The 26,470-nt window shown below is 40.1% G+C and carries 25 protein-coding genes and 5 tRNA genes; 5 read left to right on the top strand and 25 right to left on the bottom strand.

The genetic code is table 11. The features are described from left to right. Window positions 1-24: 24 nt before the first annotated feature. Window positions 25-1,224, top strand: coding sequence for a DNA recombination protein RmuC (locus AAHH40_RS03800; protein WP_342219366.1), 1,200 nt, complete (start codon window positions 25-27; stop codon window positions 1,222-1,224). A gap of 274 nt (window positions 1,225-1,498) precedes the next feature. Here the strand turns inward: AAHH40_RS03800 and AAHH40_RS03795 are convergent, their stop codons facing one another. Further along, entirely contained in the window at window positions 1,499-1,723 is a 225-nt protein-coding gene (locus AAHH40_RS03795; protein WP_342219365.1) for a DUF378 domain-containing protein, read from the bottom strand. Window positions 1,724-1,958: 235 nt separating this feature from the next. Here AAHH40_RS03795 and AAHH40_RS03790 point away from each other — a divergent pair, with 235 nt between their 5' ends. Beyond that, window positions 1,959-3,629, top strand: coding sequence for a hypothetical protein (locus AAHH40_RS03790; RefSeq protein WP_342219364.1), 1,671 nt, complete (start codon window positions 1,959-1,961; stop codon window positions 3,627-3,629). A 259-nt stretch (window positions 3,630-3,888) separates the two neighbouring features. On the opposite strand, the gene AAHH40_RS03785 is transcribed toward AAHH40_RS03790, so the two are convergent. The 18 genes from AAHH40_RS03785 to AAHH40_RS03700 all read right to left on the bottom strand — a co-directional run bounded on the left by AAHH40_RS03785 (window position 3,889) and on the right by AAHH40_RS03700 (window position 18,156). Continuing rightward, the gene (locus AAHH40_RS03785; RefSeq protein ID WP_342219363.1) at window positions 3,889-4,335 is read right to left on the bottom strand and encodes a universal stress protein; all 447 of its coding nucleotides are present in this window, start codon (window positions 4,333-4,335) and stop codon (window positions 3,889-3,891) included. A gap of 136 nt (window positions 4,336-4,471) precedes the next feature. Beyond that, window positions 4,472-4,548 (bottom strand) — tRNA-Pro (locus tag AAHH40_RS03780). A 181-nt stretch (window positions 4,549-4,729) separates the two neighbouring features. Next, window positions 4,730-5,029, bottom strand: coding sequence for an integration host factor subunit alpha (locus tag AAHH40_RS03775; RefSeq protein WP_342219362.1), 300 nt, complete (start codon window positions 5,027-5,029; stop codon window positions 4,730-4,732). 6 nt (window positions 5,030-5,035) lie between these two features. Beyond that, window positions 5,036-7,411 carry a phenylalanine--tRNA ligase subunit beta gene (pheT, locus tag AAHH40_RS03770; protein ID WP_342220780.1) on the bottom strand — a complete coding sequence of 792 codons (2,376 nt, stop codon included), beginning with the start codon at window positions 7,409-7,411 and terminating at the stop codon, window positions 5,036-5,038. A 1-nt stretch (window position 7,412) separates the two neighbouring features. Further along, on the bottom strand, window positions 7,413-8,432 hold the full coding sequence (gene pheS / locus AAHH40_RS03765) for a phenylalanine--tRNA ligase subunit alpha (protein ID WP_342220779.1): 1,020 nt from the start codon (window positions 8,430-8,432) through the stop codon (window positions 7,413-7,415). A 44-nt stretch (window positions 8,433-8,476) separates the two neighbouring features. Beyond that, the gene (locus AAHH40_RS03760; protein WP_342220778.1) at window positions 8,477-9,058 is read right to left on the bottom strand and encodes an Rpn family recombination-promoting nuclease/putative transposase; all 582 of its coding nucleotides are present in this window, start codon (window positions 9,056-9,058) and stop codon (window positions 8,477-8,479) included. Beyond that, on the bottom strand, window positions 9,036-9,266 hold the full coding sequence (locus AAHH40_RS03755) for an Rpn family recombination-promoting nuclease/putative transposase (RefSeq protein ID WP_342220777.1): 231 nt from the start codon (window positions 9,264-9,266) through the stop codon (window positions 9,036-9,038). Before AAHH40_RS03755 ends, AAHH40_RS03760 begins: the two co-directional genes overlap by 23 nt. Before the next feature lie 67 nt (window positions 9,267-9,333). Next, window positions 9,334-11,256: a hypothetical protein gene (locus AAHH40_RS03750; RefSeq protein WP_342220776.1), complete on the bottom strand. Its 1,923-nt coding sequence runs from the start codon at window positions 11,254-11,256 to the stop codon at window positions 9,334-9,336. A 349-nt stretch (window positions 11,257-11,605) separates the two neighbouring features. Further along, window positions 11,606-11,794, bottom strand: a complete 189-nt coding sequence (locus tag AAHH40_RS03745; protein ID WP_342220775.1) for a Trm112 family protein — start codon at window positions 11,792-11,794, stop codon at window positions 11,606-11,608. After that, on the bottom strand, window positions 11,787-12,485 hold the full coding sequence (gene tsaB, locus AAHH40_RS03740; RefSeq protein WP_342220774.1) for a tRNA (adenosine(37)-N6)-threonylcarbamoyltransferase complex dimerization subunit type 1 TsaB: 699 nt from the start codon (window positions 12,483-12,485) through the stop codon (window positions 11,787-11,789). The genes AAHH40_RS03745 and tsaB overlap by 8 nt, the downstream gene beginning before the upstream one ends. A gap of 6 nt (window positions 12,486-12,491) precedes the next feature. Next, window positions 12,492-14,195 (bottom strand): hypothetical protein, encoded by a 1,704-nt coding sequence (locus tag AAHH40_RS03735; RefSeq protein WP_342220773.1) that lies wholly within the window; start codon window positions 14,193-14,195, stop codon window positions 12,492-12,494. A gap of 21 nt (window positions 14,196-14,216) precedes the next feature. Further along, on the bottom strand, window positions 14,217-14,540 hold the full coding sequence (fdxA, locus tag AAHH40_RS03730) for a ferredoxin FdxA (RefSeq protein ID WP_342220772.1): 324 nt from the start codon (window positions 14,538-14,540) through the stop codon (window positions 14,217-14,219). A gap of 45 nt (window positions 14,541-14,585) precedes the next feature. Then, window positions 14,586-14,672: transfer RNA gene (locus AAHH40_RS03725), tRNA-Leu, on the bottom strand. Between the two features lie 36 nt (window positions 14,673-14,708). Next, window positions 14,709-14,782: transfer RNA gene (locus AAHH40_RS03720), tRNA-Cys, on the bottom strand. A gap of 231 nt (window positions 14,783-15,013) precedes the next feature. After that, a tRNA-Gly gene (locus AAHH40_RS03715) sits at window positions 15,014-15,089 on the bottom strand. A 36-nt stretch (window positions 15,090-15,125) separates the two neighbouring features. Continuing rightward, entirely contained in the window at window positions 15,126-15,674 is a 549-nt protein-coding gene (gene pgsA, locus AAHH40_RS03710) for a CDP-diacylglycerol--glycerol-3-phosphate 3-phosphatidyltransferase (RefSeq protein ID WP_342220795.1), read from the bottom strand. A gap of 59 nt (window positions 15,675-15,733) precedes the next feature. Beyond that, complete coding sequence (uvrC, locus tag AAHH40_RS03705) at window positions 15,734-17,566, bottom strand: excinuclease ABC subunit UvrC (protein WP_342220771.1); 1,833 nt, start codon at window positions 17,564-17,566, stop codon at window positions 15,734-15,736. Window positions 17,567-17,856: 290 nt separating this feature from the next. Continuing rightward, a complete protein-coding gene (locus AAHH40_RS03700) occupies window positions 17,857-18,156 on the bottom strand; it encodes a hypothetical protein (RefSeq protein WP_342220770.1) in 300 nt (99 codons plus the stop codon). A 399-nt stretch (window positions 18,157-18,555) separates the two neighbouring features. On the opposite strand from AAHH40_RS03700, the gene AAHH40_RS03695 reads away from it, so the two are divergent. Together AAHH40_RS03695 and AAHH40_RS03690 are read left to right on the top strand one after the other, a co-directional pair. Beyond that, entirely contained in the window at window positions 18,556-19,485 is a 930-nt protein-coding gene (locus tag AAHH40_RS03695; protein ID WP_342220769.1) for a hypothetical protein, read from the top strand. A 50-nt stretch (window positions 19,486-19,535) separates the two neighbouring features. Beyond that, window positions 19,536-20,438 (top strand): hypothetical protein, encoded by a 903-nt coding sequence (locus tag AAHH40_RS03690; protein WP_342220768.1) that lies wholly within the window; start codon window positions 19,536-19,538, stop codon window positions 20,436-20,438. Between the two features lie 27 nt (window positions 20,439-20,465). On the opposite strand, the gene uvrY is transcribed toward AAHH40_RS03690, so the two are convergent. The 5 genes from uvrY to rlmB form a co-directional block, all read right to left on the bottom strand. Then, a complete protein-coding gene (uvrY, locus tag AAHH40_RS03685) occupies window positions 20,466-21,143 on the bottom strand; it encodes a UvrY/SirA/GacA family response regulator transcription factor (RefSeq protein ID WP_342220767.1) in 678 nt (225 codons plus the stop codon). Between the two features lie 34 nt (window positions 21,144-21,177). Beyond that, window positions 21,178-21,267: transfer RNA gene (locus AAHH40_RS03680), tRNA-Ser, on the bottom strand. Between the two features lie 116 nt (window positions 21,268-21,383). Next, window positions 21,384-21,857, bottom strand: coding sequence for a tRNA adenosine(34) deaminase TadA (gene tadA, locus AAHH40_RS03675; protein ID WP_342220766.1), 474 nt, complete (start codon window positions 21,855-21,857; stop codon window positions 21,384-21,386). A 167-nt stretch (window positions 21,858-22,024) separates the two neighbouring features. Then, window positions 22,025-22,258, bottom strand: coding sequence for a hypothetical protein (locus AAHH40_RS03670; protein ID WP_342220765.1), 234 nt, complete (start codon window positions 22,256-22,258; stop codon window positions 22,025-22,027). 76 nt (window positions 22,259-22,334) lie between these two features. Beyond that, a complete protein-coding gene (rlmB, locus tag AAHH40_RS03665) occupies window positions 22,335-23,096 on the bottom strand; it encodes a 23S rRNA (guanosine(2251)-2'-O)-methyltransferase RlmB (protein ID WP_342220764.1) in 762 nt (253 codons plus the stop codon). A 46-nt stretch (window positions 23,097-23,142) separates the two neighbouring features. Between rlmB and AAHH40_RS03660 the strand changes: the two genes are divergently transcribed. Next, on the top strand, window positions 23,143-24,150 hold the full coding sequence (locus AAHH40_RS03660) for a hypothetical protein (protein ID WP_342220763.1): 1,008 nt from the start codon (window positions 23,143-23,145) through the stop codon (window positions 24,148-24,150). A gap of 77 nt (window positions 24,151-24,227) precedes the next feature. Here the strand turns inward: AAHH40_RS03660 and rnr are convergent, their stop codons facing one another. Beyond that, window positions 24,228-26,450, bottom strand: coding sequence for a ribonuclease R (gene rnr / locus AAHH40_RS03655; RefSeq protein ID WP_342220762.1), 2,223 nt, complete (start codon window positions 26,448-26,450; stop codon window positions 24,228-24,230). Between the last annotated feature and the right edge of the window lie 20 nt (window positions 26,451-26,470).

Below are 26,470 nucleotides of genomic sequence, written 5' to 3'. Positions count from 1 at the left end.
GCATACTAAGAGTAGGAAAAATTTATGCCCCTCTATTTTATATATATCACTTTAGCGCTGCTTACCAGCTTAATCGCTTTTACACTGTTGCATTTTTATAAATTAGAACGTCAACATGACAAATTAATCCAAATGGAAAGTCGTTGGACAGATATCAATCGTTTACTCCATCAACTGCATGATGCGCGGGTCATCGATCAACGGCATACGGCAGAAAACAAAGAACAACTGTTACTCGAATTGAATACCTATCGACAACAATTTGATCAACATCAACTCGGTAGTTTAAAACTGTTACAAGATAGTTTACAGCAGGGTTTGCAACATATCAGTCAACGTATGGATAAATTAACCGAAAACACGCAAGAAAAATTACTCGCCATTAGCGGCCAAGTCGAAAAACGTTTATTTGATGGCTTTGCCCAAACCACCGCCACGTTTGCTGACGTAGTGAAACGGCTCGCGTTGATTGATGAAGCACAAAAACGCATTACCGAACTTTCCACTAATGTGGTTAATTTACAGCAGATTCTGGCTGACAAACGTTCGCGCGGTGTTTTTGGTGAAGTGCAGCTGAATGCCTTAATCGAAAATGTCTTGCCAGCTAAAAATTACAGTTTGCAACACACTTTAAGCAACGGCAAACGCGTTGATTGTCTATTATTATTACCTGCACCCACTGGCAGCATCGCCATCGATGCTAAATTTCCCTTAGAAGGCTTTCGAAAATTAACCGACATCGACCTGCCAAAAAGTGAACAACGCGCTGCTGCAGCGCAATTTCGCCAGGATATTCGCCATCATATTCAAGCGGTGGCGACTAAATATATTATTCCTGGTGAAACTTCGGAAGGCGCATTATTATTTATTCCCGCCGAAGCCATTTTTGCCGAAATTCATGCACATTATTATGATTTAGTCGAAGAAGCACAGCGCCAGCGGGTCTGGTTGGTCTCACCCACAACGATGATGGCCGTGCTCACCACCACCAGCGCTATCTTAAAAGATGCCGCGACACGCGAACAAATTCATTTGATACAAGAACATTTAAGTGTACTAGCTAAGGATTTTTCGCGTTTCAAACTACGTATGGATCAGTTATTCCGCCACATTCAGCAAGCCTATACCGATATTCAAGACGCAAAAACCTCGGCCGATAAAATCACTTCACGTTTTGAAAAAATAGAAAAAGTAGAGTTAAGTGCGAGTGTACTTGAAGGATAAAATGAACAAATCTTCTAGATTGCCACGCGCTGCGCGCTCGCAATGACGATGGGCTAAATTGGTTATGGGATATACTTTATGGGTGTGATAATGTCATTTTGTCATTGCGAGCACCGTAGGTGCGCGGCAATCTACTGAATACTGGCCCCATAAAAATGACAATATAAGCAAGTAATCTCATGCTATTTCCAAATTTTATCCGTAAGCGATTTTTATTAAAAAAATAGTATCCCCCCGTACGAGACGGGAGGTTTTTTGATGAACTGAGTAGAATTTAAGGTACTGAAATATTCTTTTTGCAACAGCTTATTGCACGTACCAGTACATAAATAGCACATAAACCAATGATAATATAAATAATTCTAGCAATTGGACTGTAATCTCCAAAAATGCCGGTAATTAAATCAAAATGGAATAAACCGACTAAACCCCAGTTCAAACCACCGATAAATAAGATAACGAGTGCAATCCAATCTAAAACGCTCGGACTTTTGAACATAAATACTCCTTTATTTAAGCAAGTGAAACTCACGTAACACACTAAACGTCTTATTTTTGGCTCATTTGACAGCAATACCCCCTTACTGTAGCTCAAAAATTTAAGATAAACAAATTTTGCCACTGAGATGGCTTTTTTAACTCGAATTTATTTATAAATTTTAAGCTTATTTAATAGTTAATTAATAATAAGTCTTTAACATAATACCAATCTCTAACCAATTTAGGAGTATGCTATGAAAGATAACTGTTATGCCTATGTTATCGATGCAAGTCTTGAGAAAGGAAAAACAGGAAACTATAGCAAACCCCTTGTATTTGAATGTCAACCTCTTCTTAGCTCCAATCTGGGCGGAAGCTCAAAATGGAGTTATAAAAATGCTTTTGCAAAGGCGTTTCCTGATGCGAATATGACTATCGATATACAGGGAAACAAAACCAAAGTGTACGCCGATAATCTATCGCATCGCAAATTAATAAAAAACTCTGAGAATGTTTCAACCGATGAATTTATCAAAATTAGCCAAGGTAAGTATTATAAGCATGTCCATACTGGATCTTTTGAAGTCGAGATTGATAAACTAAATAATAAGGTTTATCAACGACTGTACTTACCCGATGAAGTCTCGCCCGAATATCGAATTCTGCAATCAAAAACTGCGACTGAAAAATTAGCAGAGGATATTTTTAATTACTTCAGCACTAAAAGGATAGCTAAAATAGTCTTAAAATCGGCGGTTGGCCATGAAGGGAAAGGCAATATTTTTATTAATGATATCCAGGATAAAGAAGCGCTAAAAAAAGACATCGAAAACATAAAGTCGTTGAATCAATACCAACCTGATGCTAATACCAAATACTTTCTGGCGGAAGAACAAAAAGAACATCCGCACGTGAATAGAGAAACGGACGAAACTAAGCCTGGTCATGTAACTTACCGACTGGTTGGTATTACTAGCCAAGAGGGAGATTTAGGCCATTTTATTGCGACTAAATCAAACTCAGCTAGCTTAGACTCTCATCAGCGCGGAAAAATGAAATGTTATTTTGGCACACCTGGCAAAACCCATGTAAGCAAAGTAGGATGGTCGCTGCAAGCCTGCGGCCCCAAAGATAAATATTTTGGTAAAGGCGATAATAAAGTCGATATCGATCCAATTTTAATGAACAAACTTAGCAAACGTATGTATCAACTTTATGCGGATATCAAGACAATGAGCGATGAAAATTTTGAAGAACATATTGATCAGCTCGTAATTCTTAAAAACGTATTAGGCTCACGAGAAGAAAAAATAACCCACTTTGCTATTGAAGAAAAAACAGAAAATGAGTTGATCAACACGCCCAATCTTGTGGCTTATTCAAGAGCTGCCGTTGCTTATCCCCGATTAGCGGCATCTATCGCCAGTGAGATGGTTGAAACTAAGACAGTTGATCTATCCGAATTAGCGAAACTGCCCTGCTACAATAATGAAGACATCGAGCCTTTTTTAAATGCGATGCGCCAACAAAAGCAATTTGATGGATTGAAAACAGCGAATACCGAGCAATTAAACTATTGTGTTAAAGAATATGCTTGCCAAGATATGCAAATACCTAAAAAAGCTAAGGAATTACTCATCGAAAAAAATAGCCAAAAGCCGGAAAAACAGGTCAATCCAGTCCCTCCGCCACAAATGGGAACCTCCAATTATCATACTAGATTGCAGCATGCTTTCTTTGCTGACAATGCTTTTGGAGAAGCATCAGGAAGCACAAGCTCAAACAATAAAGAAACGGGTAACCTTAACCTGCCAAACTCTGTATCTAGACTTGCTGGATTAAGTTTATTTACTACGCCTCAAGCCATAAAAAATGAAAATGAAAAAAATTCAGAAAAACAAAAAAAGCACAATTATGCAAAATAAATGCTTTAATCCGTATTCAAAGAATCAACAGCCAGCGTTGATCCAGTTTTGTCAATGCGTCACTATCCAATTGCTGACTCGTCGCCTTTTTATTTTAGTATGACGTTGGTTTATTAAACTATAATTAAAATTTAATCATTTAAAAAAACAGCAGAAATATTTATGGAGATAAAAAAGCACAGAAAATTTAAAACAAAACTACCCTAAACCTAAGAAAACGTAAGTGAATTTATTGTGGTGCTTAATAGGGAATAAATTATTAGGCTTTTAGTTCAGGAATCTTCACCACTAAGGCATCACAAGATAAGTGATGGATCACTGCACTGGCGGTGGAACCAAATAATACGCCAATACCATGTCGACCATGACTACCAATGATAATTAAATCCGTTTTTAATTGTTTCATTTTATCGAGTATCACTACCTTAGGCGATCCGACTTCGACAAATTGATGCTTGGCAGGGATGTCAAATTTTTTCGACAAATCGGCTAATTGTTTTTGTGCTTCGGCAAGCATTTCGCCTTCTAAATCAATTACGGCAGGGTAAGCTTGTGCAACACCGTAGGCATTGATGTGTTCGACGGCATGAATGACCGACAATTTACCATGCCCGCCTTTGACTAAAGCGTGAGCACGCTTCAAGATAATTTCATCACAGGCAGGGTGCAAATCTATTGCTACTAAGATATTTTCATAAATTGCCATAGCCTATCTCCTGATTTTAGGTAAATACAAATTTCCATTCGACTAATTTATCCTACACTAAGCAAAGATAAACAGCCAATAACATTAGATAGTTAACAAGAACAGGTAAAAGATTAAACGAAGCGAGTATCGAGATTGGTCGGGACGACTGGATTTGAACCAGCGACCACCTACACCCCATGCAGGTGCGCTACCAGGCTGCGCTACGCCCCGAAGTGCGCACATTGTAATGTGCTGATAATAAACACGCAACTACCAATTAATCCTGCAGTTGGATCGTCATGGCGAGCGAACTAGATTGCCACGCGCCTTCGGCGCTCGCAATGACGATCATACTCTCAGTGCTCGCAATGACGATCATACTCTCGGTGCTCGCAATGACGAGAGTTAGAACTTAGTTTTTTTGGTTCTTCAATTGCGATTTTAATTTCTGGCTGGCTTGAAATAACACCACATTGCGCGAAGTGACGATGGTTGTCACACCGGTTTTCGGATTTCGGCCAGGTCGTTCCTTTTTTCTACGCCGTCGAAAACTTCCTAAGCCGGAAATTTTTACTGGCTCGCCTTTTTCTAAGGCTAATACGATCGTTTCAAAAAAAGCATCCGCCAGCTGTGTAGCTAAAGGCCGGCTGAGACTGGGTTCTTGTTGTCTTAAGCTGTTAATCAAATCAGCTTTGGTTAACACTGGACTCATAATACTCTATTCCCGTAATTGAATAGCAAAACTCTGTTTAAGATAATGTATTACTTTTTGCATTAATTCATCTACTTCAGCATCAACCAAGGTACGTGTCGAATGTTGCCAACATAAGGCCAACGCTAAGCTACGTTTTTGTGGTTCTTGCTCGGCAAAATACACGTCAAACAAAAAGGATCGATGCAGACACTCACCGCTTTCTTGATTCACTGCCTGTAAAATAGTTTGTGCAGGATATTTTTGATCTACCCAAAAAGAAATATCCCGTCGTACCATAGGAAATTTAGAATAAGATTTAAATTGCGGTAAGCATCTCTGGCTAATGGCGGAAGTTTTTAGTTCAAAACAATAAATAGGACCCATTAAATCTAACTCGGTGATAATTTTCGGATGTAAAGCACCAAAATAACCAATGATCTTGCCCGCCTGTTGCACATTACTCGATTGGCCAGGATGTAAAGCCGGGTGTGTGCCTGGCATAAACTGAATATCGGTTTTATCCGTTAAACTCAATAACGCTTCCAGATCAGATTTAATGGTAAAAAAATCTAATGGCGTACCAGCAACACCCCATTGCTCAGGTAAACAATCTCCACTGGCGACGACAGCTAAATATTCTTGCTGTTCCAATTTTCCGCTATGGCGATGAAAACACATACCGGTTTCAAATAAACGACAATTCAATTGCTGTCGTTGCTGATTGTAGCGCAAGCTATTTAACAACCCCGGCCATAAACTGGTGCGCATCACCGACAATTCACTCGATATCGGATTCAGCAAACTTAAAGGCTCTGAATCGGGAAGTATCGTTTCCTGTAGTTTAGGCGCGGTAAAACTATAATTGATAGCCTCGCGATAGCCTCGGTCGATGAGTAAATCTTGCAGTCGAGTTAATGAAAGTTGAGTTTCTGGTTGTGGTAAAAATGTTAAAGAACTATTCGGTAATGTCACTGGAATATGTTGATAGCCATGAATCCGCGCTAATTCTTCGATGAGATCCACTTCTAATGAAAGATCAAAACGCCAAGTGGGTGGTGTTACCTGCCAAGCTTGTGCATCCTTATGCTGCACATGCATCCCTAAACGTGCAAAAATGCTGTCTATTTTTTCTTCGCTTAAAGAAAAACCTAACAATTTTTGTACCTGCGCCGGACGAAATTTTATGCTGGGGATAGGTTGAGCCGCCGATTGCACCTGTGTAACCGGCCCTGCTTGACCACCCACTATTTCAGTCATTAATTGTGTTGCTCGCTCTAAAGCCGACACTGTAATAGCTGGATCCACGCCGCGTTCAAAACGATACGCCGAATCCGTATTCAATCCATAGTGCCGAGCACGTCCAGCTAGACGAGTTGGATTAAAATGAGCACTTTCCAAAAATACATCCTGAGTTTGCGCAGTCACGGCCGAGTTCGCCGCTCCCATCACACCCGCAATCGCTAGGACTTGGCTTTCATCCGCGATGACTAAAGTGTTTGCATCCAACACTATGTTTTTATCGTCTAGTAAGGTGACTTGCTCTTTGGGATGCGCGAGACGGACGTTCACTACCTCTTTTAACTGCTTAAGATCGAAAGCATGCAACGGTTGGCCCAATTCTAACATCACATAATTCGTCACATCCACGACCGGATGAATACTGCGTACACCGCTACGACGCAAACGTTCTTGCATCCATAACGGTGTTTTGGCTTGCGTATTAATGTTACGAATAATTTGCCCCGCATAATGCGGACAATCGGCAGAAGAGGCGACGTTAATTTTAATTTTATCTTCTATCACTACCGGCTGTTTCGCCAGCAATGGCTGAGTCATCGTCTGTTGCGTTATGGCGGCAATATCTCTTGCTAAACCTTTGACACTCAAGCAATCGCCACGGTTAGGTGTTAGATGTATATCCAAAACATGATCGTTTAATTGTAAATAGTCACGGATATCTTTACCTAGCGGTGCATCAAAGGGTAGTTCCAGGATGCCGGTATCCTGCGCCGCTTCAGCAAAACCCAACTCACTGCTGGAACATAACATACCCTGTGAAACCACACCGCGTAGCTTGGCCTCTTTAATCAATACATCCTGCGGTAAATGCGCGCCGACTTGTGCGACGGCTACTTTTAAACCCACTCGACAATTTTTAGCACCACATACGATCTGTAATGTTTGATCTGCGCCGGTATTCACTTCGCACACTTGTAAACGCGATGCATCGGGGTGCGGTGCTGCACTTAACACTACCCCGACGATGACTTTATCAAACGATCCCGCAACGGGATGCACCGCAGCCACTTCTAAGCCAGCTAAGGTTAGTTGCTCAGCCAATTGCTCAACGCTCAAGTTGGGATTAACCCACTCACGTAACCATTGTTCACTCAATTTCATATTAAAATTGCTCTAAAAAACGACAATCATTTTCAAACATCAAACGCAAATCGGGAATTCGATAACGTAATAACGCTAAGCGATCGATGCCCATACCAAACGCATAGCCTTGATACTTATCTGGTGCTAAACCCACTTTTTCTAATACGTTCGGATGCACCATGCCACAACCTAATATTTCTAGCCATCCGGTTTGACTGCAGACACGACAGCCTGCGCCTTCGCACATCACACATTGGATGTCCACTTCAGCAGAAGGTTCAGTGAAGGGAAAATAACCCGCACGAAAACGAATGGCCAGATCGTTTTTTTCAAAAAACTGCTGCAAAAATTGCGTTAATAAACCTTTGAGTTCAGAAAAATTAGCCAATTCATCGATTAACAATCCTTCAACTTGATGAAACATCGGTGTGTGCGTGACATCCGAATCGCAACGATACACACGACCCGGTGCAATCATTTTTATGGGAGGTTTAGCGTTTTCCATCGCACGTATTTGCGCCGGCGAAGTATGCGTACGCAACAGTAAACCATTCGCAAAATAAAATGTATCATGTAAAGCACGCGCCGGATGATTGCTGGGAATATTCAAGGCCTCAAAATTATAATAATCATCCTCGATTTCAGGACCCTGCTCCACAGTAAAACCCGCGCCGGTAAAAAAACGCTCAATACGCTGTCGCGTACGCGTCACCGGATGCAAACTACCATTAGACTGACCACGACCGGCTAGAGTGATATCTACTTTTTCACGCGCCAATTGCGCGTTGATTTCCTGATTAATTAACAATTCACTTTGCGCTTTCAGCAAGGCTTCAATTTGTTGTTTAGCTTGATTAACTGCCTGTCCTAATTGTGGTTTTTCCGCAGCGGGCACCTGAGCTAATTTTTTAAGATAGTCGTTTAAGGCACTTTTTTTACCTAATAGCGTGCTACGTAATTGTTCTAAATCAAATGAACGTTTTGCTTCGGCAATCGACTGCGCCGCTCGCTCAATAATCTGTTGCAAATCATCTGTCATGATGCGTTAACCTTCATCTGCTATTTAATTTATTCACTCTTCGCCTATGCTTTTTCTAAATCAGCCAATGCTTGCTCAGAAATATTAGTAAGTTCCTTAATAAAAGTGATGTCTAAGCCTTTAGCTAGCATTTTTTTAGCAATCATTATCCCTTCCTCTTGTCGACCCTCTTGCTTTAATTGTTGTGCGAATACCGAGCCTTCTTGTATGGCTTCTTGCCGACCTTCTTGCCTTAGTTGTTCTGCAAATGTCATAATAACCTCTCTTTCTTGGGGAAAAACCTGTATTAACTCGTGTATCAAATGTTGAGCTGCTTGTGACCGTGTCTCATCCTGACTGGTATTAAGGATGTAGTTTAGCATATCCGTTAAATAGGCTATATCCAACTGTTTAATAACATTCTGAACCAAATTTGTTTGAATTAATGTTCGCATAATCGATAAAAATTGCTTAGACCGATGATGCTTGAACAACATTTCCAATAAAGCCGCCAAACCATGTTGGGAAATCTCTTCATCCGACAATATCGTCAAATCGATCAACTTAAAGGGCTTAAATGCCAATTCCCTGGCTAATTCGGGATCATCAAAGCAATCATATAAATCATTTGTAAGCAGATTTTTCATTAATTAGACATTTATAAATAATATCGCTGTGTATCTCTTTCAACTCAGGAATAACAAAACTTTTTTCGGTGAGTTGTAAGGAATTGATATCAATTTTTTCGTAGATTTTTGGAGATAAATAAGCTTTTAAAAAATCAATGGCGATCTTTTTTTCTTTCAGTGAGTTTTTAAAAAATTTATCATGAACTTGATGCAGCGCTTTTTTCATTCTTATTTTCCTGCAAAGAATAACTCAACCTATTGTCCTTTATAATAAGCTTGACTAGAAGAGGAGTCTACAGTGAGTTTCTAAGTGGTGTCATATGGCCGAGCTTACTTTCAGAAGCTGAAGATGAAGGACTATTTGCAGCAGGAAAAAATCTGCAAGAAGAAGAAGAAGAAGAAGAAGAACTATATTTGAGACTGTTGCTCACAATAGGCACCGTTTCTACGCTTACATTTCCATCCGTTTTATATCCATACTGGATTAGTAATTCCTTACTGGCTTTGCTCGCTTTATCTCTAATATGTTCTTCATGCTTATCCTGTTTAATTAACGTGCCCGCAATAGCAGAAAAACAGCAGGCTATCGCAGCAATGGCGGAGATGATTGATCCATTGAAAACTTGAATCGATCGACCTATCGCATTTACAAGTAACATGAGCGCATTAACTATCCGCATAAAAAGATTATTATTGGGTAAAGAAGACCGCTGATCTTCAGTCTCGAGTGGCATCTGTTCAGTCCGAGAAAAAAAATTGACCATGCTTACACTGAAAGCGCTCAAACTGTCCCAAAAGGCACACATAGTGATTACCGTAAAGGGAAGATCACCGATAAACGCAGCGAGACCTGTTATCCAAGAAGCTGTTAAGCCTAATGCCGGAACTAAACTAGGTATCCCAGCAAAACATAAGAAAAATAGGCCGAATAGAGCAAAACTTATAAATGCTGCCTTAAAGATATAACTCAGAATCTGAATAAAAGATAAGGCAAAAATACGTTTAAATAGCGCTTGTATCCCTTTGAAGATGTAGTTCGGAATTTGAGTAAGAGGCAAGGCTTTTATTTCATTAAAAATACGCTTTAACCCGTTTTCCAACCATAGGAAAAACGGGCTTTGCAAGAAATGCACCCATGCCTTAAATATGACGAAGCTTAATGCTATTGTTATTCCAAATACTAAAATACCGATTACGATGCCTGGAAATGAAAAGGCTCCCACCGCCAACATCGGGAAAAGTTTAGCCACTAACTCGACACCAAACATGATAGTTAAAGAAGCCGTACTTAGGCCAACGGCAAATGAAACAAAAGCACCAAATAAAAGTATGCACTTGCTGGAAATTGGTAATTGAGCGCGTTTGCCCTCTTTATCGATAAATTCAGTGATTCCACCACTTTTAGCCATAGCGCACAAAAACTTAGTACTGTGGATAGAAAAAAGCCTAAAATTAGCACCAAAGTTAGCCAGAAACATCAAAACACTCATCGATGCTGCAAACGCTAAAGATGCACCAACCCCACTCAGTAATAAAAAAAGAAATCCGCCGGTAGCGGCTGCGACTGCCAATGCTGCAGTAACACCGAGAAAAAGTCCTAATCCATGTAAAAACTTGTCAGCTGAAGGTGTAAAAGATGCAATAGCTTTGGCAGCTTCATCATAGATTTGCCCGATATTATCAGGCGTTTGGCTTTTTAGGGAACGAATGCAATCAGCAAGATGCTCTCTTAGTCCTTTTTTTAAATCAAACTCCGATAATTTTTTTTCTGCCAGAAAATTATTTACCTCTTGATATGTTCTAGCGACTTCTGCAATAAGTCCAGCATATATAAGTTCTAGAAAATATTCGTCTATATTGCTTCTATGCTCAATCGCTTGACATAGTTTTTTATCTTCTTGTTTATGTAACTCTGGATCTTCCCATGCCGTTAAAAAACTTTGTAGATGCCAAAGTCTTGTGCATAAACTTTCTTTTGTCACCCGCCCAGGAGGAAAATTAGATAAAGATTCTGTGATGTGATGGGCGATATATTTATAGAATCTTTCCTTTTTATCCGTTTCTTCAGCAAATGTTCCTTCTGGATTCTTCTCAACCGCTTGGACAAAATCCTTTTCCAGAAGAACCCCAAATATATATAAATGTTTTATATAAGAAGAAAAATCTCTTTCGAGTAATAATTGATTATATGATTCGATTAATTCGTTGAGTGGCATGACAAAATTATTTTTCTTATTAACGAAATCCTTAATACCCGCTGTGAGTTTGAAAGTTTGTTTTGATACACACGGTGTATTAAATTATAGACAGCTTAGCTTAGGTTTCGCTTAAGGGAATCTCTAAAAAATTAATGAGTCCGTCATGGCGAGGCCGAAACGTCAGTGAGGCCGTGACCATCCATGGATTGCCACGCACCTACGGTGCTCGCAATGACGATGAATATTTAATGACGATTAATATTTTACGCGCTCGCAATGACGAAAAATGCTAAAATTGAATAAGAAAGACGCGTACTAATAGAAAGATAGACAGATTACTTGTGTGGCATTTAAGTAAGCAGCCTTTCTAACTTAACCTATCATACTCTTCTAAAGAAATCCTTCTTGCTTCGGATTCTAACATCACGGGGATCTCATCTCGAATAGGATAAGCCAGACGATCAAAGCGACAGATGAGTTCTTGAGCCGATTTTTCATACACCAAACTTGCTTTGCATAAGGGGCAAACTAGAATACTGAGTAAATATTTATCCATCGCAACCTCGTCGTAGAGCGACTGTTTCTCTTAAATAAGTCGGTAAAGCTTCGCTAGCAGTAACCATTTCATCGCGCTGATAGGCATCAGCGGCAATCACAGCGACGTCATAGGCTCTAGGATAGCGTTGTGGCAGCCATTGCTGCAATTGGTTCTTGAATTGATCGGCGAATAGTGCATGATACTGATCCCAACCACTACCCACACCAACAAAATCAGTTAAACCGGTCGCTTCACACTGTTGTGGTAAGCATAATTGTTCAGCGCTGCAGGCTTGCATGATAGCACTCCCTGTTTGTAGTCGATAGGTGGCAGAAAAGACTTCTTGCAAACGCGCATCAATAGCTGCGAATACCTGTTGTGCTTGCAACTCCCGGTAAGCACCTTGCGCCAAACACTGCAAACTAGACACCAACACCACCGGCAAATCAGCAGCAAAGGCACTGGCTTGAATAATACTCGCGGCAATGCGTATTCCAGTAAAACTCCCTGGTCCGCGCGTAAAAGCTAATGCATCTAAATTGCGTAGTTTGAGTCCTGCTTCATCCAACAGGGACTGCATCATCGGTAATATCAGTTGTGTATGCGCGCGTGGTGCACATTGATAACGCTCCAGAATTTGCTGGTTATGCAACAGAGCCGCCGAACAGGCTTCGGTACACGTATCAATCGCTAATAGCTTAAGGGGCATAAATTTTTAATTATATTGATAGTGACGAGTCTCCGTTGCAGGCACTGCGCTAGAATCATTTTCATGGATACTAAAAAACTGTGGTTGAAATTTGGTCTTGATATTAGCATTATTGCATGGATTTTTGCTAATTTTTGCGCACATAGGCCGCTGCTTTTCTAAGCTGTCCAGTAGTGCCAATCTTTTTGTAGCAGTCATCGGTAAATAGGGATGAAAGAAATTCAGCCCTTGTTCAATTAAATCTAACAACTCTTCCGCCCGATCCACATCCCCAGTCATTTTCATCCAGAGTTCTTCACTGCTTAAGCTTGAATTGAATAACATTCGCCAAGCCTCTCTATCCATCTTAAAGAGCGGTGGATCATAAGCAAATAAAGCCTCTGGATTAATGACCGCATTTTTGGCCAACCTTTTTAGTGCATTAACGATAGGTTGATTTCTATAACTTGGCCCAATAGTAATAAAATTAATTAAGTTTTTATAAATCTCTTTATAAACGTCGGGCGTCTTATCCGTATATAAACCATAATGAAGTAAAAAATAAAACGTATCACCGTCTGCTCGACCTATCGCCTCGGATTCCTGCACTCCCGTATAGACACAGCTTGGATAAATCGGGTTTTTACCTAGCGTATGTGCAAGATAGGTAGAAAAACGCGTTTCACCATCGGCATAATCCATGATAGCGGTCAAATCAAAATCATAGGCTCTTATTTCAGTTTCTTTGAGAGTTTCTAAGCTCCAGTCATCATAAAACTCTTTAGCCATATCCTTTAAGCAACGCAATGCAGGGATATACGTCGTGAAAATATATTCACGTTGCGCTTTAGTTAGCATACTTCCCCAAAAGGTATGCCCGATATCATGTAGCCACATGGCGAAGGGACCACAGCGGTAACCATCGGCGTTTTTTGGATTGGATAGGATTTGCGGAGCATATAATGATACGGGATGATAATCTTGTGCATGCCAGTCATATAAAGTAGCTAAGCCCGGATTACCAAAAACCGGACGCATGCGCAGCGGCTGTTCATTCAACGTCTGCAAAAAATAATTAATCATCGATGAGGAAGGTATTAAATACTCCGTGGTCGGGTCTTCATAGTTGCCAGCGGATACCTTGTTCATAAAAGGTAAATTGTTTATCAGTACCCAAACTAAACGATTAGAATCTTGTTTGCTCTCACGCAGCGTCAAATGATGGTTAAATTCCGTTTTGATTAACCACTGCTCGATGCGTGGCAACGCCAATACATAATTGACTAATTTTTCGAAATTCACGGAAACATTTAATTTTTCTAACGCATAAGACACGCCCAGCAAGTAGTCATAACCCAGCAAGGTTATTTTTCCGGCTTTGACTAAAGGAACAATCTTGACTTGATAATCGAATTTGACATCTTGATCTTCTGCACGCATAACCTGTGTTTTGGTATATTGCATTTTCGCAATCAAATACACATAAGCGGTAATCCCCTGCCAAAAAGGGATCCTTTTTTCGTTGATGAGATAAATCAGATATAAATTACAATGGGGATGATTCCAGATCTTCGCTCGGAAATTTCCTTTATGAATTGCTTTTTTTAAGCAGCGCAGTCTTGGATCATGAGCTGTCAAATTATTTAAAAACCCGGGAATGGTTTTATTTTTCTGCACTAATTCCAGTATATTATTGTGTGCGGGCGGTAAATTGAAAGTCGAACGATCCATGTGAGCTATAGGTGAGTTATATTATTTTTCGAGATAGGTAAGTTTATCTTCTTTATCTTTCCATTCATCGGCATCGGCTGGCGGATCTTTGCGGTGCGTGATATTTGGCCATTTTTGTGCGAGTTCTTTGTTCAATGCTAAAAACTCTTTATATTTTTCCGGCAGATCATCTTCAACATAAATGGCATTCACCGGACATTCTGGCTCACACAAACCACAATCAATACATTCGTCAGGATGAATAACCAACATATTCGGTCCTTCGTAAAAACAATCGACAGGACAGACCTCTACACAATCGGTATATTTACAACGAATACATTTTTCAGTGACTAAAAATGTCATTGGACTTCTTTTACAGTGCAAGTAATGTATAAAACGAGTTTAATCTGGTGCCCGGGGCCGGACTCGAACCGGCACAGTGTTACCACCGAGGGATTTTAAGTCCCTTGCGTCTACCAATTTCGCCACCCGGGCTAATAATTATTTCTTCTTCTCTCATTTCTCTCTATCTGGAGGCTAGGGCCGGAATTGAACCGACGTACGCGGCTTTGCAGGCCGCTGCATGACCACTCTGCCACCCAGCCAATCTGTATATCTATCGGCTTCGTCTTTTTGCCGATTTCTTCGTTGGATGCTTGTTTCCGGTACTCATGTACCTCGCAGTACATTCCGTCCCTCAACAATCATCCGCCTTGAACTCAGCAAAAATACTTCAGCCCCCATTAATCTGTAATATACTCTCCGTATTTGAATTTTTGAGTGTGAGTATATTTAACTTCAGCCTCTTCGGTAATATATACTCAATAAAAAAATTTTGGAGCGGGAAACGAGGCTCGAACTCGCGACCTCAACCTTGGCAAGGTTGCGCTCTACCAACTGAGCTATTCCCGCAAAACGGGTGATATTGTAACTGCATGAAAAATGCTGTCAAGAAGATAAATCATGCCAAGCCGCTTTTAAATATAAACACATACTCCACAACGTTAAAAATACTGCAAGATAAAGTAATACATAACCTGACAAAGCAAATCCTATCCAAGCACCGGGTTTGTAAAGTAATAATAAAATGATCGCTAACATTTGTATCGCGGTTTTTATTTTTCCTAGCATGCTCACCGCCATACGTTTGCGTTTACCTATTTCTGCCATCCATTCACGCAATGCCGACACCATAATTTCTCGACAAATAATAACGATAGCCGGAATGGCTAAATAAGGTAAGGCTCGATCACCCACTAATAATATCAACGCCGTTACCACAATTAATTTATCGGCAACCGGATCAAGAAATGTACCTAATTTAGAAACTTGACCCAAACTTCGCGCTAAATAACCATCTAACCAATCGGTCATCGCTGCAAAAATAAAAATGATCGCGGCCAATATATGACTGCCACGAAACGGTAAATAAAATAATAAAATAAAAACGGGGATTAAAATAATGCGCAGAAAGGTCAATATATTGGGAATACCCATAGGATGTATACCGGTAGCTAGCAGATCCAAGGTTTTATCTAGTAGTGTAACCTGTTAGTTTAGCCTTTTAAAGCTAAATAAATCTGTTCGGCTAAACGTTTACTAATACCGGGAACCCTAGCTAAGTCAGCGGCACTGGCGTTTTGTAACGCGTGTAAACCGCCAAACTGACGTAATAATTCGCGCCGCCGTTTCGCACCGATACCTGGAATATCTTCTAGCGTTGAAGTTCGTCTTTTTTTTGCCCGTCGACCGCGGTGACCGGTAATGGCAAAGCGATGTGCTTCGTCACGTATCGTTAAAATAGCATGTAACGCCAATGAATCGGCCGGTAAAATGATAGCCTGGGATCGTGATGAAAGATATAAGCTTTCCAGTCCAGATTTGCGTCCCGGACCTTTTGCCACTCCGATGATAAAAATACCATTAATCTGTAACTCTTCTAAGACTTGTTCGGCTTGCTTTAATTGACCTTTGCCACCATCGATAAGCAACACATCGGGTAAATTTTCTTCTTCATTTTTCAAATGTTTATAACGGCGCAACAGCGCTTGGCGCATCGCCGCAGTATCATCGCCGGGAGTCACGTCCTCAATATTAAAACGCCGATAATCCATTTTTCGTGGGCCTTGCTGGTCAAATACCACGCACGATGCAACCGTCGCTTCGCCTTGCGTGTGACTGATATCAAAGCATTCTAAGCGTTGCGGCAAATTATCCAGCTGCAAGGCCATTTGCAAACATTCGAGTTGCTTATAAAAAGCCAATTTATCGGCAAGGTGCGCTATTAATGCTTGTTGGGCATTTTCATGCGCCAACGCCAACCAATGTTTCTTCTCTCCACTGGGTTTATTTAATAATTTAACCTTATGTCCAGAACGCTCGGCTAAAGTAGCTATTAACCAATCTTGCTCAGCAATTTTTAACGGAATAATTATCTCATCAGGTATACTATGAAAAATTTCTGTTTGACAATAAAATTGCTCCATAAAAGCCGATAACACTTCCGCCGCTTTATGATCAGCGGGGACATCAGGGAAATACGCTTTACCGCCTAATAATCGACCATGGCGTACATTAAGCACATACAAGACATAGTGCGAGGTTTGTTGCGCTAAACCGATAATATCGAGATTCCCCTGGCCGGTAGTAATCACTTGTTTCTGTTGAATTTCACGCAGCGCAGCAATTTGATCGCGCAAACGTGCAGCCGTCTCATAATCTAATTCCTGCGCCGCTTTTTCCATTTGTTCAGCGATATCATCGATAACCGTTTGATTTTTACCTTGTAAGAATAAAACCGTATTCGTTACATCACGCTGATAACTCTCTGGTGTAATCAAACCCACACACGGAGCGGTACAACGTTTGATTTGATATTGTAAGCACGGCCTAGTACGATTGCGAAAAAAACTATCTTTACACGAACGAATTCTAAATAATTTCTGCAATAAATTTAAAGTTTCTCTGACCGCCAAGATACTCGGAAACGGTCCAAAATAGCGATAATCTTTTACACGTGCACCACGATAAAACGCTAAGCGCGGATAACTCTGATGTTTGCTAAGAATAATATACGGGTAACTTTTATCATCGCGTAATAAAATATTATAGCGTGGCTTGAGTTGTTTAATGAGATTACTTTCTAGCAATAAGGCTTGATTTTCGGTTTCTGTACTCGTGGTTTCGATAGCAGTCACCTGCCGCATCATCAACGCCACGCGACTACTTTGCTGGTCACGAAAATAGCTACTGACACGTTTTTTTAAATGCCGCGCTTTTCCCACATACAATACTTGATGCTCAGCGTTTAAAAATAAATAAACACCCGCACTTTGACTGATAAAAGCCAGTTGTTGTTTTAGATTCGTTGCATCCGCACCAAGCTTCACAGAATCACCTACAAAATACCCAATAAACCATCATACTAATGAATATACCTCGCGAACTTCAAGCTGCGCAATGCAAAATGCAAAAAGTGTAACCGCCGTCATTGCGAGCGCAGTGCTTGTTCGTCATTGCGAGCACGCAGTGCTTGTTCGTCATTGCGAGCACCGTAGGTGCGCGGCAATCTAGACATTCGCTCGCCATCCGGTGACTTCTCTCCTCTTGAAAATCTCCATCGCGAGATGAAAGCCTATCTAGATGCGAATCAGCATCTAGATAGACTACTAGGTATATTTTATTTATTTAAGTTATCAAAGATTTGTTTAACGGTTTTTAATGCCGGTAAATTAGGAAACTGCGTAGCCAAGGCATCGACTAAAACGCCCACGCCTTTAAAACCGGTTTTGGTGGTAACCTGTTGTTGATTCAGTTCCTTAGAAGCATTAACTTGTTGGTTCTGCTGGCTTTTAAGTTGATCTTTAATCATTTGCACTTCGTGGCGTAACTCTGTACAACAATCACTATCTTGTGCCCAAACGGGACTCACCACAAAAACGGCTAATAAGAATAATGTCACTGGTTTTAATAAAGACATCTAAAAAAAACCTCCTATGCTAAACAATGCGACCTACACCGAGTATGGATCAAAAATACTGCCCGCCCGGTTTAGCGTCGCCACATTTTAATACTAAGCAAAAGAAGCATAGTCTATCGGCTAAACTTATGCTAAATGGCATTTTTTTGCGCAAGATTTTTGGGTAATTTAATGTGCAACTGTGAAATTTTTGACTAATTACTTCTGAAAAACTTTTAATTTTTTTTATTTTTTAAAACAAGAAATTTATTGAATAAAATTGGACCACAAACACAGAATCGTAAACTCTTTTCATCGAGCCGCCGTTAAACATGAAATTTATGCTTATATCTTTAATTCTTGTCACTGCGTTAGAAAAAAAGTAAGATAAAAATTGAAATTTAAATAAAAAGGATTTTTATGCCATATTCTTTAGAACAAAAAAATGTTTTAATCGTACCTTTATCTTTATTCATACGTTTTAATAAAAAAATGGCTGGGGAACAATTTGCGAATTTATTCGGAAAGTTTTTTGATGACATGTTTAGCTGCGACGAAGAAATGCAAGCACACGAAAATTTTTGTGAAAATTTACTGCAAAAAATCCTCACTTCTCAAATTGTGGCTGATTTTAATCTAGGAAAAAAAACCCAACGTGCATTTATTGCAGAATTATTGAGTTTTCTAAACTTACCAAGCGATAAATCCATTGATATTAAAAATGCCTGGAATTCTTTGATGGAATTTGATCGAGAGTCGAGTAACGCATTCGATGCTTTAATTCATTTAACGCAACAGGGAAAATCTATTTATTTTATTGGCGAGACTAATGAATTGCATGCTAAAAAAATCTTAGATCTATTTAAAAGCTATCCATACAACAAATTATCATTTTTAGAAAACTTACCTGAAAAGGTACAAGCTTTGCCGGTCGCTGTTAGTCAAGTCTCCAACTCGGAGTTGGGTGATGATGCTATGCGAATTGGTACGATTTATTTTTGTTTATCGTATGCTTATAAAACCTTAATAGAACACCCACAGAATGTACTGACTAAGTTATTCACTGCTTTTAAACCAACTTCAGGCTTGATCACGCATTTGAAGCTACATTTAAATGAGATGGGTAAGACTAAAGACGAAATATTATTAATAAATCCCCAAGAAAAAGACTATGCTATAGCGAAAAAACTAGCACTAGAAACTCTTTCCAAAGAAAACTTTTATACTGCTTTATTAGGATCTTCAGGCATTGCTGCTACGGCTACCTGCATTCCGCTACAAATACTCGACCCCGATCCTGCGTTAGTTGTATGCAGCGCCCGTTTGTCGACAAGCCCACGGACACACTAAACTACTTTTTTGATCAAAATAATATTTTTAAATAACGTAGGAAAAAACTAATGATCCCCAACCTTAAACCATCCATATCTCAAGATTATATCGTCAATTTATCCACTATCAATAAATTAAAACCCTTATCAGAGGTTCTCGATGAATTTGCCGATTTACATTATCAGTATGCACAGAGTTGGCTGCATTACAAATGGTATAGCAAACTTTGGGTCAGCTCAAAATATCTAACGATGACGCATGCAATTAATGATTATAAGCTGGGAAAAATAGATACCGATACTTTTATCAAAAAACTACAAGAAATTTTTTATTTTATTCCAACCGATAAAAATCCTAAAAAATTATTAGAAAATGCTTGGAATTCATTGATTAGCTGGGATGAACAATCGACACAGCGGCTTAACTATTTAATAACGAAAAATCAACCTATTTATTTAATTTCGAATACGAATGAATTAAATATTGAAAAAATTAAGCACGATATCGATAGCGCCACAAAAAAAACCTGGGATTGGCAAGAACAAACATTAGGAAAATGTAAATTTCAGATCAGTGAAAATTTTAGATTAATGACTTCTTATGAGAATAGTGTATTTAAGACAGAGGGTTTAACAGCGAATTTGGTCGAACAACTTTTAATTGAAGGGAAAATTCACGAAAACATCATGTTAGTCAGTCAATATCAACCGGATTTAGCTAAAGCAAAAGCATTAGGTATTAAGAGCAAGCCGGCTGATCAATTTTTTCCTGCAGTTCCAGTATCGAGCCTGACAGCATCGCAAGCTCCTTTAAATAGCATCGCTATGAGCTCAACAACTACCGCTCCAACCCCCATTCTTTTTATTGCTAATAATTTAGCTAGCAGTCGGAGAAATTTTTTCAGTCATGTTCCTAAGAATGAAAATTCAGAAACGCGTCCAGAAGAAACGACTCCGCTACTTCGTCAATAACCAATTAGAATAAATGCCGGAGGAATGTTATTCCTCCGGATTTTCTGGCGATTTATCGGCGTAACCTTCTTCTTCTTCCAGTAACCCATAACGCAACGCGAGGTGGGTTAACTCGACATCGTTATGCACGCCTAATTTTTCATACAATCGATAGCGATAGGTGTTTACCGTTTTAGGACTTAAACAAAGTTTTTTTGCAATGCCATTTACTTTAGTCCCATGCGTCACCATATACATGACTTGTAATTCACGTTCGGAAAGTTGCGCAAACGGTGATTTGGACGCATCAGAAACTTGACGCAAGGCCATTTTTTGCGCAATTTCTAAGGTGATATAGATTTGACCGGCAACCACTTTACGAATTGCGGTAATTAATTCTTCAGCATTGGTATTTTTAGTGATATATCCCGCTGCGCCCGCACGCACGAGTCGATCCGGAAAGGGCCCTTCACTGAATACGGTGACAACAATAATTTTAAGCTTCGGGTTGACACGTATCAAACGGCGCGTTGCATCTAAGCCACCTATTCCAGGCATTTTTAGATCCATCAACACCACATCGGGTTTGGTTTCCTTTACTAAATTAATGGCGGCCTCGCCACTTTCGGCTTCACCGATAACATTAATATCACGAACATCCTCTAACAAGCGCTTCATACCTAAACGTACTAAGGCATGATCGTCAACGATAACGACGTTAATCATGGAACGCCAACTCCTCTTGTCAATTGCATTTTTTTGGCGGAGGGACAGGGATTCGAACCCTGGAAGGAGTTGCCCCCTTGACGGTTTTCAAGACCGTTGCTTTCAACCGCTCAGCCATCCCTCCTACTTTAATCAGTAGCTACGGCTATATTAGCATAAACTATATAGGATGTAGACTATAAAGAAATACGTCAAACGCTGAGCTCAAATTACGCGATTAACTTTGTTAAAGACATCCTCTCATATCATCGTGCGCAGCATTTGACGTTTGTGTTTAAAAAATTTCTGTAATTTTTCTGCACAAGTTTCAGCTAATACTCCATCGGTAACATCAAACGTATGATTAACACCTTTTAAAGGCTGCCAGTGTGACATTATCACACCAAAACGCGAATCATACGCACCGAACACCAGTCGTTTAATTCTGGCTTGGATCATTGCACCGACACACATTAAGCAAGGTTCTAAAGTAACATACAATGTTGACTCTAATAAACGATGATTTTTCAGCTGTTTGGCCGCTTGTTGTAGCAACAAAACTTCAGCATGTGCGGTAGGATCACAGTGAGTGAGTGTTTGATTATAAGCCGTACCGATGATCGCTTTATTCAGCACCAAAACGGCACCGACGGGAACTTCGCCACACATCTCTGCCCGCTCTGCCGCCTGTAAGGCCTGCTGCATATAAGCAATGTCATCCTGTAGAGCGTTCATAAGATAAAAAAACCGTCATGGCGAGCAAATGGTATTGTGTGGTCATCCAGTTTACAATGCTTCTTGGATTGCTGCGCGCTTCGCGCTCGCAATGACGAGTAAATTATTTGAGTTCCACATCTTATCGATTGGAAGTGATAAAAAAATAGTCAATTTATTTTTTTGATTTATTTTTTATTACACATCTTACAATGATCACAGCCACAGTGGCAGCCTTTGTGCGAGCGAGGGCAGCATAAATACTTGATCAATGCACCCACGGCTAAAATCGGCAGCATAATATCAAAGAAACGCGAAACCATCACTATGGTATCCACCGACTCGGGCTTCGCAAGACTTGCAGCAATAGCCATTAGAACAGCAATAATAATCACTATGGCTGGGAAGAATTTACGACACATATCAAGGTCTCCTTGCAATTTTAAATAAAGGGTAGGATCTCTTTTCGCAACACGCAGATACTATCATAGTTGGATTTTATTGTCTTTGCCTAACCGCTTCGAATAAACAGATCCCAGCCGCGACTGAAACATTTAAACTACTCACGCTACCTGCCATCGGAATAGCGATCAAACCATCGCAGCGCTCTTTGGTTAAACGACGCAAACCTTTACCTTCAGCACCTAATACCAGCGCCAATGGTCCAGTCAATGCGGTATCATAAATAAGTTGCGTGGCGGATTGGTCTAATCCATAACACCACACTCCGGCCTTTTTTAATTTCTCTAGCGTAGTGGCCAAATTAGTGACAGTAAACAGTGGCGTCATTTCAGCTGCACCGGCGGCTATTTTTCGCACACTTGGCGTCATGCTCACCGAACGATCCTGTGGAATAATGACCGCATCCGCACCGGCTGCATTGGCAGAACGTAAACAGGCGCCTAAATTATGCGGATCCTGAACTTCATCTAAAATTAATAAAAACGGCGGTTTGGTTTCATTTGCTAGCCGCCGATCCAACCAAGTAAATAAATCAGGCTCGCTTAATTGCTTAGAAATTTTTATCTCAGCTAACACACCTTGATGTATTGCATTACTCGACCATTCATCACATTTAATCTTAGATAAAGTTTGAATGGGAATTTGCTGATAGTCGGCCAACTGCACTATCTCTAGCATGCGCTTATCTTCACGGCCTTCTTGTCGATAGAGTTGGCATATTCTTTCTGGATGTGTTTTTAACAACGCAGTAATCGCGTGAAAACCAAAAATAAATTCTTTTTTAACGTTATGACTCATGATAAAGTACTCAATAAAAATATTTTATTTGAAGGATTAAATAGCTGTGCCACATACACTCTCGATACGCATTAACCCTGACTGTTTAAACCAAATCCAATATGAAAAAAACGTATCGCCGCGGCAAAATACCTTTATCGAGAGTATTAATGATCTCCATAGCACAGTAAAGCAATTAAAATCGCAAACTTGTTTTGAATTTACGCAGGAAGACGAGAAGGCAATCGGGCGTGGCAATTTTTACGCCTTGACCAAGTCCTTAGAAAAAAAGTTTACTAAACAACCCCCTATTACTTTTTCTGATTTACAAAATGTACTGAAGAAGGAATTCCGCATTAAAGATGAACAGACTATTAATTTTATCATTAAGTCGCTGTTAGAACCCCACTCGCTGCCTTTTGCATTATCTTTGCTAGCCTACTCTGTCCTAACTGATGACAGTTTTTGGTCTAATGAGTGCACAGCGTCAGGTTCAGAGTTTAAATATACGCTAAAAGCAAAACAAAGCCCTAGCGGAAGTATCATTTTTAACATGAGGATGAATTTAAAAAATCCTAATTTATCACCAAGCTCACCGCAAAGTTCCGCACAGATTCAATTTATGGTAAATCAGCAAGAACAAATTAAACTGCTGCCATTGGATATGGAATTTAATTTTGTTGATAAAAAAGCATTTAAAGAATTTAAAAAAGAGTTGTGCTGCGATTTTCGAGATTGGATTTTTCTGCATAAAAGCCACTGGCTCACTACTGACTTATGGATTATACCGACTTTGCTGGGTTGCTTATTAGGTTTAATTGCTATGATTAGTCTGCTCGCATTAAGTTTAACCCCCATTTCACCGTTGTTGCTACCACCTTTAGGTTTTGCATTGGGTTTAGGTTTATCGAGTGTTATGCATAGTTATGCTCATATCAGTATAAAAAAAGACCAGGAAAAATTTAAACGGCCGATTCACATCTTTAATAGAAAACCAGTGCAAACCACTTTTTTCAACTCTCATTGCTTAAACAACACCATCGAATCTGAAACTCGATTTGTACTCGCTAGATAAAGTCATGTTTAGATTGCCGCGCGCTACGCGCTCGCAATGACGAATAAAAAAACTGCGCTCGCAAAGACGCACGTTTATTATTTTCTTTTTTTATATTTTTTAGCTTTTTTTGTGGATTTTTGAACTTCAGGCTCGATCAGTTCAAAATCTATTTTACGTTGATCGAGATCAACACGCCCCACTCGCACCTGTATCCTATCGCCCAAACGATACACTATTCCGGTACGTTCACCTTGCAAGCAATGACGACTCGCATCAAATTGGTAATAATCATTATGTAAGGCGGTTACATGGACTAAACCTTCGACATAAATATTTCGCAATTCAACAAATAAACCAAAGCCAGTGACATTAGTGATAATGCCATCAAAGCTTTCACCGACACGATCCCGCATGTACTCACATTTTAACCAATCTAATACTTCACGTGTCGCTTCATCGGCGCGTCGCTCGGTAGTCGAGCAATGTTCACCTAAACGAGATATCGTGACCTTATCATAGAAAAAATTCTTAAGCTTGCGTTTGGCTAAGACATGGCGTATGGCTCGATGCACTAACAAATCCGGATAACGACGGATAGGCGAAGTAAAATGTGCATAAGCATCGAATGCCAAACCAAAATGGCCAATATTTTCCGGACTATAAATCGCTTGACTCAGGGATCGCAACATCACGGTTTGAATTAAATGCGCATCCGGCCGATCAGCAATTAATTTTAACAAGCTTGAATAATCTTCCGGAGTAACGGTCTTTTTATTCGGAAAACGTAAGCCCAATTCCGCTAGAAAACTCTTCAAATCGGCTAATTTTTCAGCCGCTGGAGCCGCATGGTCGCGAAATAAGGTCGGTATTTTTGCTTTCAATAAAAATTGCGCAGCAGATACATTGGCCAATAACATACATTCTTCAATGATGCGATGCGCCACGGTGCGCACACTGGGAATGATCTGTTTAATTTTTCGATTCGGCCCAAAAATAACTTGCGTTTCAGTTGTTTCAAAATCTATCGCACCTCGTGCTTCGCGTGTTTGGCGTAACAATTGATAAAGGCTATGCAGATTCTGTAAATGCGGTAATAAACTTTTATATGCTGGTGGACATTTATTCGTGTTTAACCATGTTGCAACTTCATTATAAATCAAACGTGCTCTAGAATGGATCACTGCCGGATAGAATTGAAAACGTTTCAATTCTCCTTTACTGGAAATCAACATATCACAAACCATACACAGTCGATTAACCTTAGGCTTCAATGAGCACAACTCATTGGATAATACTTCCGGTAACATCGGCAACACACTATTCGGAAAATACACTGAGTTTCCACGCGCTTCCGCTTCTTTATCTAATTCACTTTGCGGACTGATATAATGACTAACATCGGCAATCGCTACGACTAAACGCCATTGTTTTTTTTGTCGTTCACAATACACCGCATCATCAAAATCTTTGGCATCTGCACCATCAATGGTAACAAACGCTAAATCTTGTAAATCAACCCGATGCTCTTCCTCATCGCTCGGTAACACACCCGCTTGCAAAGCATCAATTTCTTCCTGCACTGAATCGGGCCAGACATGCGGGAGATTATAATTACGTATCGCTATTTCTATTTCTAAACCCGGCGCCATATGATCACCGAGTATCTCGATAATGCGACCGATCGCCTGTTGACGAAAACTAGGAAAATGGGTTATTTCAACGACGACTATCTGCCCCGATGTTGCCGCACTTTCATCATCCACACCGATTAAAATATCTTGTGCAATACGATTATTCGATGGAACGACAAAAGCGACACCGTTCTCTTTTAAAAAACGTCCGACTAAAGTAGGGGTATTGCGCTCTAGCACTTCTACGATCGCGCCTTCAAGTCGATTGCGTCTATCGGTTCCTATCACGCGCGCTAACACTCTGTCGCCATGAAATACTAGCTGCATTTGTCGCTCATTTAAATACAGATCGTCACTACCATCATCGGGAACCAAAAAGCCATATCTATCGCGATGACCAATAATCCGACCGCGTACCAAATTCATTTTATCTGGCAAACCATAACCTTCGCGACGCGTTAAAACAATTTGCCCATCGCGTTCCATCGCCCGCAAACGTCGTCGCAACGCTTCTTGGCGTTCTGGATCGCTTAAACCCAAACGTTGATTGAGCTCGTCGCGTTTAACCAGATGACCACATTTTTTTAAAAAATCTAAAATGTATTCGCGACTAGGAATGGGATTATCGTATTTACCGGCTTCACGTGCCGCATAAGGATCAACGAACTGTTTCGGTTTTTTTGCCATAGTTATCACTAATTAATGAG

This window comes from Rickettsiella endosymbiont of Miltochrista miniata (genome assembly GCF_964031245.1).
Taxonomy (GTDB): domain Bacteria; phylum Pseudomonadota; class Gammaproteobacteria; order Diplorickettsiales; family Diplorickettsiaceae; genus Aquirickettsiella.
The sequence above is the reverse complement of the archived record's forward strand: the minus strand, read 5'-3'. Positions and strand labels throughout refer to the sequence as shown.